The organism is Xanthomonas sp. (assembly GCF_017163755.1).
Taxonomy (GTDB): domain Bacteria; phylum Pseudomonadota; class Gammaproteobacteria; order Xanthomonadales; family Xanthomonadaceae; genus Xanthomonas_A.
The window spans coordinates 37,596-52,539 of sequence record NZ_JAFIWC010000004.1; the positions used below are offsets into that span (position 1 = coordinate 37,596).

The window sequence follows — 14,944 nt, forward strand, 5'->3', positions numbered from 1 at the left end:
CGCCGAACGGGACTGGAGATTTGGGATTTGCAAGCGCCTTCCGGCAAGGGCATGCGCTTTTACCAATCCCCAATCCCGCCGCCTAATCCCATCGCTCCTCAAAGAAGTCGTGCAGCATGCGGTAGGCGCGCTTGGCCGCACGTTCGTTGTACAGGCAGCCGGGCGGGCTGTTCGCGTCGGCCTCGGCGAAGCAATGCACCGCGCCGCTGAAGTTGACGAACTGCCAGTCGGCGCCGGCGCCGTCCATCTCCTGCTCGAAAGCGGCGATGTCGTCGCGGCTCACGCTCTTGTCGTCGGCGCCGTTGAGCACCAGCAGTGGCGTCTTGGCGCTGCCCGCGGCGGCCGGCGTCGGCGTGGCGAGGCCGCCGTGCAGGCTGACCGCCCCATCCAGCTGCGCGCCGGCACGGACCAGTTCCAGCACCGTGCTGCCGCCGAAGCAGAAGCCGACCGCACCGATCCGCGTGGCATCCAGCGGCGCCTTGCCGGCCTGCGCCTTCAGCGCCTCGACCGCCTTCAGCGCACGCGCGCGCAGCGTCGCCGGATCCTTCTTCAACGCACCAGCGAACTGCCCGGCCTCGGCGTCGTCGGCCGGGCGCTTGCCCTTGCCGTAGACGTCGGCCACCAGCACCACGTAGTCGTCGCCGGCGAGCTGCTTGGCCTTGTCGATCGCCGAAGCGTTGACCCCGCGCCAGTTCGGCACCATCACCAGGCCCGGGCGCTTGTCCTGGTCGCCATCGTCGAACACCAGCACGCCGCTGAAGCTGTCCTTGCCGACCTTCCATTCCACCGGCGTTGCCTGCATCGCGGCCAGCGCCGGCAACGGCAGCGCCAGGACCAGCAGGCCTATCCAGCGCCGCATCGAACGAATGCGCATCTGCCTTCTCCCATCGGAACCCAGCCGGCAGTCTAGATCGTTTTCTCTCCGCTCTTAGGTCCGGCTTTGGAGCGACCCGATCGACGATGCTTCGTGCACGGCAGCGAGCCAACGGCGTCCGCCAGCCGGTGCGCTGCCGGAGCAGACAGCTCAGGCGATGCCCAGCCCCGGAATCGCACTGATCGTGTCCGGGTCGAACCCGGCCAGTTCGGCGAAGTGACGGCCGCGCGCCACGTAGTCGGTGTAGGCGCCGAAGCTCGGCGCGCCCGGCGACAGCAGCACCACGCCGCCGCCTTCGCCCAGCGCCGCCTGCGCCAGCGCCACTGCCGACGACAGGTCCGCCGCGGCATGCAGGCCGAAGCCGCCGGCCGCGGCCAACGGGGCGAGCAAGGCGTGGATACGCGGCCCGTTGGCGCCCATGGTGACGATCTCCAGCGGCGCGTCCTGGCGCATCGCGTCGGCGAAATCCTGCCAGTCCAGGCCGCGGTCGTGGCCGCCGACCAGCAGCGCGATGCGCCGCCCAAGAAAGCAGTCCAGCGCCGCCAGCGTGGCGTGCGGCGTGGTGCTGATCGAATCGTTGACGTAGGCGATGCCATCGCGCTCGCCGAGCGTCTGCAAGCGGTTGGGCAGCGGACGGAAGCTCAGCGCCGCCGGCGCCAGTGCAGGCGCGTCCAGCCCCAGCGCCTCGATGGCCGCCAGCACCGCGCACAGGTTGCCGCGGTTGTGCCGGCCCGGCAGCGGCACCTGCGCGGTATCGAACACGGCCACCTCGCCGCGGTACACGGTGTCGTGGCGAAGGTGCCAGCCGTCCTCGCGGTTGAACCAGCGCACCTGGCTGTCCGGCAGCGCCAGCGCGGCCAGCCGCGGGTCGGCGGCATTGAGCAAGGCGATGCGCGGCCTGGCCGCGGTCACCAGCGCCAGCTTGTCCTCGACATAGCGCGCCTGCCCGCCATGCCAGTCCAGATGTTCCGGAAAAACGTTCAGCACCAGCGCCAGCTGCGGCCGCGCGCCGCTGCGGCCGACATCGCCGGTCTGGTAGCTGGACAACTCGATCGCCCAGTACGCCGGCGGCGGCGTCGGCGCCAGCACCTCCAGCAGCGGCAGGCCGATGTTGCCGACCAGGCCGGTGCGATGGCCGCCGGCGCGCAACAGGTGCGCCAGCAACGCCGTGGTGGTGCTCTTGCCCTTGGTGCCGGTGACGCACACGCTGCCGGGCACCACGCCATCGGCGCCGGCGTGTTCGGCGAACCACAGCGAGGTGCCGCCGATGAAGCGGGTGCCCTGCGCCGCGGCCGCCTGCGCTTCCGGGCGGTACGGGCTGATCCCCGGCGACTTGATCACCACGTCGAACGCGGCCAGCCGCTCGGCGCTGGCATCGGTCTCCACGCGCAGCTCAGGATCGTGCAGCGACACGATCTCAATGGCTTCGTCAGCCGAACAGAACACTGTCAGCGGCCGCTTTTCCGGGTCCCCGGTCCCCGGTCCCCGGTCCCGATCGCGCAGTGCGCGATAGGCCGCCCGCCCCTCGCGGCCCCACCCCCACAGCGCGACCCGCAAGCCCTCAAGCTGCGAAATTCGCACGCACGCGTTCCCACAGGGCGGCCGGGATGCGGTGCTGCGTGTCCAGCGTCAGCAGCGGTTCGATCCGCAGCGCATCGGCATCGAGCTGCGGCTGGATCTCGCGGACGAAGCGCGCCACCAGCGCGTCTTCCTTCCACTCCGGGCGCGCCGCCAGCGTGGCCATCGCCGCGCGCGATTCGCGGCCCTCGCCGACGCATTCGAACGGCTTGTGGTCCTGGAACTCCAGCAGCGCGTCGAACCCCGGCGCCTGCCCGGCATCGTCGAGCAGGTTGCGGCCGAAGATGCGCACCAGCCGCGGCTTGGGCATGAACGGCGCCAGCGCCAGGAACACGAAATGGCATTTCGGGCACACCCCGCACCAGCGGTGCGCCGGGCGCTCGCCGAGGATGTGGAAGTTGCGGTTGCAGCTGGAGAAATGCGCGTCGTAGTGGTCGTTCCTGGCGAACTGCCGCGCCACCGCCAGCTCCGACAGCGGGCGCAGCAGCGAGTAGTAGTGCAGGTCGGCGGCGACGTGGCGCTGCACGTACTCGCCGAACGCCTGCTCGAACGCCCAGCCCTTGGACCACTGGTGGTTGACCTCGGCGGTGCCGCTGCCGTCGGCGGCGATGATCTGGCTGCCGTAGCTGGCCGAGTGCTCGTTGGAGAACACCACCTGGTTGGCACCCTGCAGCAGTGCGGCGAACACCAGGATCGCCGAGTTCACCGCGGTCACCGGGATGTGCCCGTTCCACGCGCCCTGGCGGTTCAGTTCGAACAGTTCCGGCGCCAGCGCGCGGCCGATGTTCAAGGTCGGCAGGCCGGTGCGTTCGGCGCAGGCGCGGATCAGCTGCGAGCCGCCGACCCAGGCCACGGTCTGCTCCACGCCCGCCGCGCGCAGCGCTTCGATGCTGACCAGTGAGTCCTTGCCGCCGCCGATCGCGACCAGCGCATGGTCGCGCAGGCCCAGCGCCGCGGCGCCGGCGTCTTCACCTTCGGCGGGCGCGGTGGCAGCGACCGGGAACCTGATCTTGCCGTGCAGGTCCAGGCCGTTGCGGTACGCGAACTCGCCCAGGCCGTGCAGGTACAGGCTCTCCAGCAATGCCGCGGTATCGGCGTCGATCGCGTAGCCGTCGATCGCGATCTGCGGCGGCACCGCCGCCTTGTAGTAGCTGACGCCGGCGACCAGGTGCAACAGGCGCAGCGCGCGTTGCGCCGCCTGCGCGCGCGCGCCGTCCAGCGCGAACGGCGCGCCGGGCACGGTGATGGTCTCCACCAGTTCCGGGCCCTGGTCGAAGGCGTAGACCAGGCGGACGATGCCGGTGTCGGCGACGAATTCGCAGCGGACGAAGCGGAAGGTGGCGATCTGGCGTTTGTCGAAAGCGGTCATGGCATATCCGGAATCAGGCGGACCGGTTTTCGCGCGCGTGCGCGGCGCACCGGTCGCAATGCGCACGGTGGCGCGAGGGCGGCAAGCTCACGGCGCGGGCGCATCGATCGCGTCCTCCCGCGGCAGCTCGCGCTGGTTGTAGGTGCTGGCCATCGCATAGCCGTAGGCGCCGGCATCGGCGATCAGCATCACGTCGTCCGGCGCGGTGCCGGCCGGCAGCCGGCGGCGCTTGCCGAACACGTCGCTGGATTCGCAGATCGGCCCGACCACGTCGAACAGCGCGTCGGCGTCGTGCTCCAGGCGGCTGAGGTTGACCACGTCGTGCCAGGCGTCGTACAGCGCCGGGCGCACCAGCGCGTTCATGCCCGCGTCCAGGCCGACGCGGCGGACGCCGTCCTTGTCGATCACCTGGGTGGCGCGCGCCAGCAGCACCCCGGCCTCGCCGACCAGGTAGCGGCCCGGCTCCACCGCCAGGCGGAACGCCGGGTGCACGGCCTTGACCTCGGCCAGTCCGGCGGCCCAGCTGTCCAGGTCGAACGGTTCGTCGTCGGCGCTGTACGGGATCGGCAGGCCGCCGCCGATGTCGATGACCTCCACGCTGCCGATGCGCCGCGCGAAGCCGGCCAGTTCGTCGCACATCAGCCGCCAGTGCTGCGAGGTCTCCACTCCGCTGCCCAGGTGCGCATGCAGGCCGACGATGCGGATGTCCAGCGCGCGCGCGGCCTCGACGAACTCGTCCACGCGCGTGGCCGACAGGCCGAACTTGGACGCCTTGCCGCCGGTGTTGACCTTCTCGTGGTGGCCGTCGCCATGGCCCAGGTCGATGCGCAGCCACAGGTTGCGGCCGCGGAACAGGTCCGGCCAGCGCTGCAGCGCCTCGACGTTGTCGACGGTCACGGTCACGCCCAGCGCGAACGCGGCCTCGTACTCGGTCCTGGGCGCGAAGCTGGGGGTGAACAGCACCCGCCGCGGCGACAGCTCCGGCAGCGTGTTGAACACCCGCTGCAGCTCGCCGTGGGATACGCACTCCAGGCCGAAGCCTTCCTCCACCAGCGCCTCCAGGATCGCCGGATGCGAGTTGGCCTTGATCGCGTAGTAGCGCTGGTCGATCGGCGCGATCGCGGCCAGCGCGCGGGCGCGGGCGCGCACCGTCGGCAGGTGGTAGACGTAGCGCGGCGTGCCGGCCTCGGCCAGGGTCAGCAGGTGCGCGCGCTCCTCGCGCCACCACGGCGTGGGCCGCGGGCGCACGCTGCCGGCGATCTCGCGCCAGCGCGGGCCGAACACCTCGGTCTCCTCGACCGGCATCGCGCCGCTGTCGATCAGCTCGGCGTGCAGGATCGGCAGCAGGCCGTCGGCATCGGCCTCGTCGATGACGAAGGTGAGGTTCAGGTCGTTGGACGACTGCGAGATCATGTGCACGCGCTCGCGGCCGAACGTGGCCCACACGTCCGACAGCTTGTGCAGCAGCGAACGCATGCCGCGCCCGACCAGGGTGATCGCCGCGCACGGCACGATGACCTTGACCCGGCAGATCTCCGCCAGGTCGGCCGACAACGCGGCCAGCACGTCGGTGTTGACCAGGTTCTCGCTCGGGTCCAGCGACACGGTGACGTTGGTCTCGGCGGTGCCGATCAGGTCCACCGACAGCCCGTGGCGGGCGAAGCGCGCGAACACGTCGGCCAGGAAGCCGACCTGCTGCCACATGCCGATGCCTTCCATCGACACCAGCACGATGCCGTTGCGGCGGCTGATCGCCTTGACCCCGGGCACGGTGCGCGCATCGCCGTCGATGCTGGTGCCGGGCAGATCGGGGCGCTCGGTGTCCAGGATCGCCATCGGCACGCCGCCGTCGCGGCACGGCTTGATCGAGCGCGGGTGCAGCACCTTGGCGCCGGTGGTGGCGATTTCCTGCGCCTCGTAGTAGTCCAGCCGGGTCAGCAGGCGCGCGTCGGGCACCTCGCGCGGGTTGGCGCTGAACATGCCCGGCACGTCGGTCCAGATCTCCACCCGGGCCGCGCCGAGCAGCGCGCCGAAGTACGCCGCCGAGGTGTCCGAGCCGCCGCGGCCGAGGATCGCGGTGCCGCCGTCGCGGTGCCGGGCGATGAAGCCCTGGGTGATCAGCATGCGCGCGGGCTGGGCGACGAAGCGCGCGCGCCAGTCCGCGTCGGACTGCCACTGGCACGACACCGACAGGCGCTTGGACCACTCGCTCTGATTCGGCTGCGGCGGCAGCGCATCCAGCCATTGCCGCGCGTCCATCCAGCCGAAATCCAGGCCGCCGGCGCGCAGGTACGCCGCGCCCAGCGTCGACGACAGCAGTTCGCCCTGCCCCAGCACCTCGGCCTGCCAGTCCAGCGTGCGCGCTTGCGCGCGCGGATCGGCCAGCAACCCGCGCAGCGCCGCCAGGCGTTCGCCCAGCACCGCCTCGGCGTCCAGTTCCAGCTCGGCCAGGAAGTCGCGGTGGCGCTGCTCCAGCGCCGCCACCCGCTGCGCGCTGTCGGCGGCGCCTTCGGCGATCGCGGTCAGCTCGTTGGTGACCCCGGACAGCGCCGATACCACCACCAGCACCCGCGCCCCAGTTTCCTCGGCCCGTTTTTTCGCCAGCTTCCCGATCGTGTCCCAGCGATGACGACGCGACACCGAGGTGCCGCCGAACTTGAGGACGATCCAGCGATCGACGTGGGGGGAAGAGGACATTTCGTTTGGGGTCTGGTAGTGGGAGGCAGGCCCGGAACGCCGGGCGGAACCTGCGATTCTATGCCAACCTCGGCGCCGCCACGCACTTGCGCGCCAACCGCGCCGTGTCCCGCTTCTGCAGGGGCCGCGCGCGCTGGCGGCGCATGCGTTCTGCCCGGCCTGCGGCGCCACTGGGGATCCGCCCACAGCAGCGCCAACGCCGACATCCCGCGCGCCGGCATCGCGGGCAGGCGCTGCCGGGAAGCCGAGCCATGTCGCCAGGCGGGACGAATGGAGCCATGACGGCCACGTCCAGATCCGCATCGGTGCCGGGGCCTGGATCGGCGCCAGGCTCAGCCGGTGATCGGCGGCGGCCTCGGTTGCTAAGCTGCGCAGCCCTCCTCCCCTCGTGGCCGCCATGACTTCGCGCCGTTTCCTGCAACTGGATGTGTTCTCCCCGCGCCCCGGCGCCGGCAATCCGCTGGCGGTGGTGCTCGATGCGCAGGGCCTGGACGATCCGGCCATGCAGGCGATCGCGCGCTGGACGCGGCTGCCGGAGACCACCTTCGTGTTCCCGGCCACGCAGCCGGGCGCCGATTACGGCATCCGCATGTTCAGCCCGCAGAAGGAAGTGCCTTTCGCCGGCCACCCCAGCGTCGGCACCGCGCACGCGGTGCTGGAGGCGGGCATCGCATCACCCCGTGACGGCCTGCTGGTGCAGGAAGGCATCGCCGGCCTGCTGCCGTTGCGCGTGGACGGGGACGGCGGCGCGCGCAGCATCGCGATCCGCACCCCGCGCGCTCAGGTGGCCGAAATCGCCGACGCCGCCGATCCGCGCCTGGCCGCCGCGATGCACGATTGGAGGCTGGGCGCGCTGCCGCCGGCGCTGATGGACGGCGGCCGCCGCTGGTGGCTGGTCGAGATCGCCGACGAGGCCGCGCTGCGCGGCCTGGCGCCGGACTGGGACGCGATCGCCGCGCTGGCGGAGAACACCGGCAGCATGGGCGTGTTCGCCTATGCGCGCGCATCGGGCCAGGCCTACGCGCTTGCGGTGCGCGCCTTCGTCGGCAACGGCCGCCGCTTCGAGGACGCCGCGTCCGGTGCCGCCAACGCGGTGCTCGCGGCCTGGCTCGACCATCGCGACGCCCTGCCCGGCTCTGACGGCCGCTACGTCGTCAGCCAGGGCCGCGAAGTCGGCCACGACGCCTTGCTGACCCTGAGCGTGGACAGCGCCGGCGAGGTCTGGTCCGGCGGCCAGGTGCAGACGGTGATCGACGGACGCATCGACTGGCGCTGAGCCGGGTCGCTGCCGCCGCGCAACCGGCGCGACGCCCGTCGCAGGGTCCAGATTCGCCGAGCGATGCGCCAGGCACGCACTGGCCAGGGCGACCGGCTGGATGATTCAGGCACGCACCATGTCGGCCGCGATCCCTGGCAACGGCGCACGCCAGGTCCCGGCAATGGGCATCCGGCCAGGACAGTACGCGCGCACTGCGCCCCCGTGAGGGTCACGGATGAGTCGGAAACGTCCAGGCCGCCAAGCGGCCCGGACCGTCATCCGGCTCACAGCGCCAGACCGCAAGCCCGGCGAATCGCGATCTGCACGGGGGATGGCGGCAGCGCCGGATCGAAGTCCGCTTTGGGCAACAACGGCGGCTGCGCCATGAAGCGAGGCTGTTTCCCCCGGTGGGATTGCGCGGCATGGACCAGGAACGGATGGCATAGATAGACGGTGCCCGCCGCGCCGGTGGCCACCTCGATTTGGCAGTCCCGCGTGGAAGCGTAGCCGTCAGCCGACAGCTGCCTGAGCGTCGCGCCCGCGGCGCCATAGGGCAGCAACTGCCGCGCAATGGCGCGATGCGAACCTTTGCGTATCCGGGTGGGCGCATCGGCCGGACCGACATCGGAGAGCAGGAAGAGCATCAACAATGCCCTGCCGCTGCTGCGCACGTTCGCCCGCCACTCCATGAAGTCCGGATGGTCGGCACCGAAGCTCACATCCACATGCCAGCCATCATCGCCAGGGGCCTGCGACGAAGGGAAGCGGATCGGGAACGTTCCCAATCCGGTTGGCGCGATCCAGCGCCCTTCTCCGACGAGTTGATCGTAGGCCTTGTGCAATCGCGGCGTATTGGCAGCTTCGATGAACGGCGGCGAAAACTTCGACGCCACACGGACCACCGGCGCGGTCCAGTTGGCCGGAGCATCCGCCGACAGACCGATCTCCGCCCACAATTCGTCCCTGCATCGGGCCGCGGTGTCGGTGCTGAAGGCATGTTCGACCTTGACGAAGCCGTCTTCCATGAAGCGCTGGATCTGCTGGCCAGTCAGGCCACCATGTTCGATTCTGTGCATCGTTCGTTCTCCATGCGGCTGCCGCATCGGCGGCCACGCTGTTGATCCGTTCGGCGCAATCGCGCCGCTACGACCTGGGTCGCTTTCAGACCAGCGGGAAGAACGTGGACATGAACATCATGCAACCTATTGGATCAAGGCTGAGGGCAAGGCCGGTTCGAGCACACGGCCGCCACCTGGCAGCGCGCGCAGAACAGCGTACATGAATTTCCGCGTCGCACCGAAGCCAGGTGGCGGGACCGAACCGGGCAGCGATGCCAGAACGGCGCCGGGCGCCGGCCACACGAGCGCCCGCCACCCGTCGGCCACCAGCGAGGCTCCACGCTTTATCTGTTCGGACTGCCGTCGCCACCTGTCGTTGCGATACGCGATTTCATCGGCTCACCCGTTTGGTGCTGAGGTAGCGCACGCGGCCAGGTCAATCCGGCAGCACGTCCACGCGCACGCGGATGCGGTCGCCCGGGCGCTGTTCGCTGCGCGTGTGGTAGTAGCGGCCGCCGTACTCATAGGTGACGTCGTAGCCGTCGATGCGGTCGTAGCTCTCGCTGCGGTAGGCGACCGGCTCGCACACGCTCACCGTGCCGCGGACCGGGGCGCTGCGCACGTTGCTGTCGTAGATCGAGCGGCCGCCCAGGCCGCCGACCATGGTGCCCACCGCGGTGCCCAGGAACCGGCCGTTGCCGCCGCCCACGCGGCTGCCGAGCACCGCGCCGGCGATGCCGCCGACCACGGTGGCGGCGCTGCGCCCGCCTTCGGTGCCGCGGTAGCCATCGTTGCGGTAGGCATCGCCGCCGTAGCCGTTGTCGTAGTAGCCGTCGCCGCGATAGCCGTCTTCGGCGTATTCGCCGGACGCCGGGCGCTCGTAGCAGCGCTCTTCGGTCTGGCGCGGACCGCGCACCGGCACGATGATCGGGTCGGCGCGGACCACCCGCGCATAGTCGTAGGCGCCGCTGCGGGCATAGCCGCGATCGTGGTAGTCGTCGTAGCGGCCGTAGTCCTGCGCGGCGGCATTGCCGCACACGCCGACCAGCGCGGCGGCCAACAGACAGAAGGAGAGCTTGTGCATGGCGAAGGTCCCAGGCGCGTGGATCGCGCCAGGGCATGCTCGGCCCGGCGCGGTGAAACCGCCCTGAACTCCAGGGCCTGCGCGCGCGGTGTTTAGCCTCGCGACAGCTGGGCGTGGAGGCCGACGCGCGCGCCGCATGCGAAAAAAAGGCCGGCATCGCGCCGGCCTTCTGGATCCGCGCAGCGCGGAAGACTCAGCCCAGTTCGGCGTCCAGGCTGATCGGCACCGCGCTCAGCGCCTTGGACACCGGGCAGTTCTGCTTGGCGTCGTCGGCGATCGCGCGGAACTGCGCGGCCTCGATGTTCGGCACCACGGCCTTGACCTTGAGCCGGATCTGCGACAGCTGCGGACCGCCTTCCATCGACAGGTCGACCTCGGCGCGGGTATCCAGCGAAGTCGGCGGGAACCCGGCTTCGCCCAGCTTGGCCGACAGCGCCATGGTGAAGCAGCCGGCATGCGCGGCGGCGATCAGTTCTTCCGGATTGGTGCCCTTCTCGTCGCCGAAGCGGCTGCTGAAGGCATAGCGGGTGTTTTCCAGCAGGCCGCTCTGCGGCGTGCTCAGCTGTCCCTTGCCGGTCTTGAGGTCGCCTTCCCAGTGCGCGGTGGCGTGACGCGAGATGCCCATGTTGTTGCTCCTGTTGACGGATGAGGCGCCCAGCTTAGGGCAGCGCGCGTTACGGCCTTGTGCGGCGCAGCGCGCGCGGCGCGACATGCGCGCGCTACAGTGGCGTCCCGCCATGCGCCCCCACCCGCCCTCGCCGGCACGTCGGCGATGCGCCGAGGGGACCTCCGTGACGGCCTTTCGATCCAGCTCGCATGGAGAACGGCCTCATGACGTACCGCACCCAGGACATCCGCAACGTGGCCCTCGCCGGCCACCCCGGCGCCGGCAAGACCACCTTGTTCGAGGCGCTGCTGCACGCCGGCGGCACGTTGCAGGCGCCGGGCAGCATCGAACGCGGCAACACGGTGTCCGACCACGATCCGCTGGAGCGCCAGCGCGGCCATTCGATCGACAGCGCGATCGCCGCGATCGACCGCGACGGCATGCACCTGAACCTGATCGACACCCCCGGCTATCCGGAGTTCCGCGGCGCGACGCTGTCGGCGCTGGCGGTGGTGGAGACCGCGCTGATCGTGGTGGATGCCGCGCGCGGAATCGAGCACGGCACCCGCCGCCTGCTGCAGCGCGCCGGCGAACGCGGCCTGTGCCGGGCGATCGCGATCAACAAGATCGACCAGGACGGGCTGGACTGCGCGGCGCTGCTGGCGCAGCTGCGCAGCGAGTTTGGCAACGTGGTGCTGCCGGTCAACCTGCCGGCCGACGGCGGCCGGCGGGTGGTCGAATGCTTCGCCGGCAGCGACGCATCCAGCGACCTGGGCCCGGTCGCCGAATGGCACCAGCGCATCGTCGACCAGGTGGTGGAGATCGACGAGCGCACGATGGAGCGCTACCTGGACCGCGGCGAGGCCGGGGTCGGCGCCGACGAGCTGCACGCCGCGTTCGAGCAGTGCCTGCGCGAAGGCCACCTGATCCCGGTGCTGTTCGTGTCCGCGCGCAGCGGCGCCGGCCTGCACGCGCTGCTCGACGTGGCCGCGCGCCTGCTGCCCAATCCGGCCGAGGGCAACCCGCCGGCGTTCGTCGCGCCCGGCGCCGACGGCGCGCAGCCGCTGGCCGTCGCGCCCGATCCGCAGGCGCCGCTGGTCGCCGATGTCTTCAAGATCGTCAACGATCCCTTCGTCGGCAAGATCGGCGTGCTGCGCGTCTACCAGGGCACGCTGCGCAAGGAGATGCCCTTGCTGGTCGACGACGCGCGCAAGCCGATCAAGGCCAGCCACCTGTTCCGCGTGCACGGCAGGGAGCACCTGCCGGTGGAGCAGCTGATCGCCGGCGACATCGGCGCGATCGCCAAGGCCGAGACGGTGCATTTCGACGCGGTGCTGCACGACCACCCGGCGCCGGACGGGCTGCACCTGGCGCCGATCGACTTCCCGCGGCCGATGTTCGGCCTGGCGATCGCGCCGGCCAGCCGCGGCCAGGAACAGAAACTGGCGCTGGCGCTGGAAAAGCTGGCGCAGGAAGACCCCGCGTTCCGGGTCGAGCACTCGGCCGAACTGAACGAGACGGTGATCCACGGCCTGTCCGACCTGCATCTGCGGGTGATGCTCGAGCGCCTGCGCGAGCGCCACGGCGTGGAGGTCGCCACGCATCCGCCGCGCATCGCCTACCGCGAGACCATCGCCGCCGCCGCCGAAGGCCACCACCGGCACAAGAAGCAGACCGGCGGCGCCGGCCAGTTCGGCGAAGTGTTCCTGCGCGTGGCGCCGCTGCCGCGCGGCGCCGGCTTCGAGTTCGTCGACGAGGTCAAGGGCGGCAGCATTCCCGGGCAGTTCCTGCCGGCGGTGGAAAAAGGCGTGCGCCAGGTGCTGGAGGCCGGCGCGATCGCCGGGTTCCCGATGCAGGACCTGCGCGTGGTGGTCTACGACGGCCGCCACCATCCGGTCGACAGCAAGGAGGTGGCCTTCGTCAGCGCCGGCAAGAAGGCCTTCCTCGACGCCATCGGCAAGGCCTCGCCGCAGGTGCTGGAGCCGATAGTGGCGCTGGAGATCGGCGCACCGGAGGCGCAGGCAGGCGACGTCACCGGCACCCTGGCGGCCAAGCGCGCGCGCATCCACGGCACCGACAGCGGCGACGGACAGATCGTGATCCGCGCGCAGGTGCCGCTGTCGGAGCTGGACGGCTATGCCGCCGAGCTCAAATCGCTGACCGCCGGCCAGGGCCGCTACGCGCTGGATTTCAGCCACTACGAAGCGGTGCCGCCGGCGCTGCAGCAGCGCCTGGTCGCCGCCTGGCAGCGTCATGCCGAAGAGGAATGACGCCATGCGCGGGCGCGGCGCGGCAGCCGAAAGCGGCGCCGAAAGCGAAAAAAACGCCGCCGAAGCAATTTTTCCGCGCTTTTTTGCCGATTGCCTATTGGCGCGGCGTAGCACATGCCCTACATTTCGCCATGCCGACGGGGTCGGCGCGACCCAACCACCAACCGTTTACGGAATCAGGACATCATGGCAAAGACCGCTAAAAAGGCTGCTCCCAAGAAGGCAGCGAAGAAAGTAGCCACCAAGGCCGCCGCCAAGCCGGCCGCCCCCAAGCCGATCAAGGACGCACTGAGCAAGTCGGCGCTCGTCGCGCACATCGCAGAAACCAGCGGCGTCGTCGCCAAGGACGTCCGCGCGGTGATGGCCTCGCTGGAACAGGCCGTGGCCGGTTCGGTCAGCAAGAAGGGTGCCGGTTCGTTCACCCTGCCGGGCCTGCTGAAGATCACCGCCGTCAACGTGCCGGCCAAGCCGAAGCGCAAGGGCATCAACCCGTTCACCAAGGAAGAGCAGTGGTTCGCCGCCAAGCCCGCCAGCATCAAGCTGAAGGTGCGCCCGCTGAAGAAGCTCAAGGACGCCGCGCTCTGAGCCGCGACGCCTGATCCAGGCAAGCATCCCGACGAGACGGCCAAGGCCGTCTCGTCTCGTTTCGGGCCTGCGACGCGCGCGTTGCTGCGGCTGCTCCGGCCGGGTTGACGGCCTGCTAAGGCAAAGCCGGCTATAACGTCCGACTCCAACCATCAGGAATCGCGTGCATGAAGCTACAGGGCTTTCTCGACCAGCTGCTGCAATCGGCCCAGGGCGCGGCCGGCCAGGCCATGGCCAAGACCGGCACTTCCACCACCAAGGGCGCGGGCGGCGGACTGGGCGGTCTGCTCAATGCCGACTTCGGCAAGGGCGCGCTGACCGGCGGCGCGCTCGGCCTGCTGCTCGGCAAGAACCGCACCACGCGCAAGCTGGCGACCTACGGCGGGCTGGCCGCGCTCGGGGTGATGGCGTACCGCGCCTATGGCGACTACAAGCGCCAGCAGCTCGGCGCGGCCGCGCCGGAGCCGCAGACCGTGGACCGGCTGCCGCCGCTGGAAGTGGAGCAGCACAGCCAGGCGATCCTGCGCGCCCTGGTCGCCGCGGCCAAGGCCGACGGCCATATCGACGCGCGCGAACGCGAACTGATCGAAGGCGAGTTCACCCGCCTCAACGGCGACAGCGACGTGCAGCACTGGCTGCACGCGGAACTGGAAAAGCCGCTGGACCCGGCCGAGGTGGCGCAGGCCGCGACCACGCCGGAAATGGCGTCGGAAATGTACCTGGCCAGCCTGTTGGCCGCCGACGAGCAGAGCTTCATGGAGCGCAGCTACCTGGACGAACTGGCGCGGCAACTGCAGATCGACGATGCGCTGAAGGGCCATCTGCAGCAGCAGGCCGCAGCCGCACGCCAGGAGTGAGGCCTTGGCGGCCGCGCCCGCTTCGCCCGCGCGCCGGCTGCGGCGCTGGCTGCTGCGGCTGACCTGGCTGGCCTGCATCGCCCTCGCCGCGGCGTGGGCCTGGAAGCAACCGTGGGCGTTGCGCGCGCGGGTGGCGTGGGAGCTGTCGCGGCAGCCGCCGCCAAGCAGCCTGCGCATGCCGGTGCAGGGCGTGGATGCGCGCCGCGTCGCCGCCACCTTCGGCGCCCCGCGCGGGCGCGACCGCCAGCATGCCGGGGTCGACATCTTCGCCGCGCGCGGCACCCCGGTGCTCAGCGCCACGCGCGGCATCGTCACCTCGATCGGCGACCATGGCCTGGGCGGACGCCAGGTCTGGGTGCTGGGGCCGGCGCTGCAGCGCCACTACTATGCCCACCTGCAGGACTGGGCGCCCGGCCTGCAGGTGGGCGACGTGGTCCAGGCCGGCGACCGGCTCGGCAGCGTCGGCGACAGCGGCAACGCGCGCGGTACGCCGCCGCATCTGCACTACGGCGTGTACGCCTCCTCCGGCGCATACGATCCGTTGCCGCTGTTGCGCGCGCCGCGCTGAGGCCGGCCTGCCGACGTTGTTGGAATACACCATTGCCGTACCGGCGCCCAGGCGATCGCGCACGTGCCGCGGCACGCCACCGATCCCCGGCGCCGGCCGCCGCCGGGGATCGCCAAGAAGGCGGCGCTGGCGCACTGTG

At 70.9% G+C, this 14,944-nt stretch carries 12 protein-coding genes; 5 read left to right on the forward strand and 7 right to left on the reverse strand.

Going from position 1 to position 14,944, the window contains the following annotated elements; genetic code table 11:
- Positions 1–82: 82 nt before the first annotated feature.
- The 4 genes from JR065_RS03855 to JR065_RS03870 all read right to left on the reverse strand — a co-directional run bounded on the left by JR065_RS03855 (position 83) and on the right by JR065_RS03870 (position 6,518).
- Positions 83–874 carry a dienelactone hydrolase family protein gene (locus JR065_RS03855; RefSeq protein ID WP_206232274.1) on the reverse strand — a complete coding sequence of 264 codons (792 nt, stop codon included), beginning with the start codon at positions 872–874 and terminating at the stop codon, positions 83–85.
- 150 nt (positions 875–1,024) lie between these two features.
- On the reverse strand, positions 1,025–2,455 hold the full coding sequence (gene murD / locus JR065_RS03860) for a UDP-N-acetylmuramoyl-L-alanine--D-glutamate ligase (protein ID WP_206232276.1): 1,431 nt from the start codon (positions 2,453–2,455) through the stop codon (positions 1,025–1,027).
- Positions 2,436–3,821 carry a UDP-N-acetyl-alpha-D-muramoyl-L-alanyl-L-glutamate epimerase gene (gene murL / locus JR065_RS03865; protein ID WP_206232278.1) on the reverse strand — a complete coding sequence of 462 codons (1,386 nt, stop codon included), beginning with the start codon at positions 3,819–3,821 and terminating at the stop codon, positions 2,436–2,438. The genes murD and murL overlap by 20 nt, the downstream gene beginning before the upstream one ends.
- An 87-nt stretch (positions 3,822–3,908) precedes the next feature.
- Positions 3,909–6,518 (reverse strand): bifunctional aspartate kinase/diaminopimelate decarboxylase, encoded by a 2,610-nt coding sequence (locus JR065_RS03870; protein WP_206232279.1) that lies wholly within the window; start codon positions 6,516–6,518, stop codon positions 3,909–3,911.
- 397 nt (positions 6,519–6,915) lie between these two features.
- Between JR065_RS03870 and JR065_RS03875 the strand changes: the two genes are divergently transcribed.
- Entirely contained in the window at positions 6,916–7,794 is an 879-nt protein-coding gene (locus JR065_RS03875) for a PhzF family phenazine biosynthesis protein (RefSeq protein WP_206232282.1), read from the forward strand.
- A gap of 266 nt (positions 7,795–8,060) precedes the next feature.
- On the opposite strand, the gene JR065_RS03880 is transcribed toward JR065_RS03875, so the two are convergent.
- From JR065_RS03880 to JR065_RS03890, 3 genes are all read right to left on the reverse strand, one after another.
- The gene (locus JR065_RS03880; protein ID WP_206232283.1) at positions 8,061–8,852 is read right to left on the reverse strand and encodes a phytanoyl-CoA dioxygenase family protein; all 792 of its coding nucleotides are present in this window, start codon (positions 8,850–8,852) and stop codon (positions 8,061–8,063) included.
- A gap of 418 nt (positions 8,853–9,270) precedes the next feature.
- The gene (locus JR065_RS03885) at positions 9,271–9,918 is read right to left on the reverse strand and encodes a glycine zipper 2TM domain-containing protein (RefSeq protein ID WP_206232284.1); all 648 of its coding nucleotides are present in this window, start codon (positions 9,916–9,918) and stop codon (positions 9,271–9,273) included.
- A gap of 193 nt (positions 9,919–10,111) precedes the next feature.
- Positions 10,112–10,543 (reverse strand): OsmC family protein, encoded by a 432-nt coding sequence (locus tag JR065_RS03890; RefSeq protein WP_206232286.1) that lies wholly within the window; start codon positions 10,541–10,543, stop codon positions 10,112–10,114.
- A gap of 206 nt (positions 10,544–10,749) precedes the next feature.
- Here JR065_RS03890 and fusA point away from each other — a divergent pair, with 206 nt between their 5' ends.
- From fusA to JR065_RS03910, 4 genes are all read left to right on the forward strand, one after another.
- Positions 10,750–12,795 carry an elongation factor G gene (gene fusA, locus JR065_RS03895; protein ID WP_206232288.1) on the forward strand — a complete coding sequence of 682 codons (2,046 nt, stop codon included), beginning with the start codon at positions 10,750–10,752 and terminating at the stop codon, positions 12,793–12,795.
- Positions 12,796–12,981: 186 nt separating this feature from the next.
- Positions 12,982–13,380 carry an HU family DNA-binding protein gene (locus tag JR065_RS03900; RefSeq protein WP_206232527.1) on the forward strand — a complete coding sequence of 133 codons (399 nt, stop codon included), beginning with the start codon at positions 12,982–12,984 and terminating at the stop codon, positions 13,378–13,380.
- Between the two features lie 167 nt (positions 13,381–13,547).
- Complete coding sequence (locus JR065_RS03905; protein WP_206232289.1) at positions 13,548–14,237, forward strand: tellurite resistance TerB family protein; 690 nt, start codon at positions 13,548–13,550, stop codon at positions 14,235–14,237.
- The gene (locus tag JR065_RS03910; protein ID WP_429001837.1) at positions 14,200–14,805 is read left to right on the forward strand and encodes a M23 family metallopeptidase; all 606 of its coding nucleotides are present in this window, start codon (positions 14,200–14,202) and stop codon (positions 14,803–14,805) included. Before JR065_RS03905 ends, JR065_RS03910 begins: the two co-directional genes overlap by 38 nt.
- Positions 14,806–14,944: the final 139 nt, after the last annotated feature.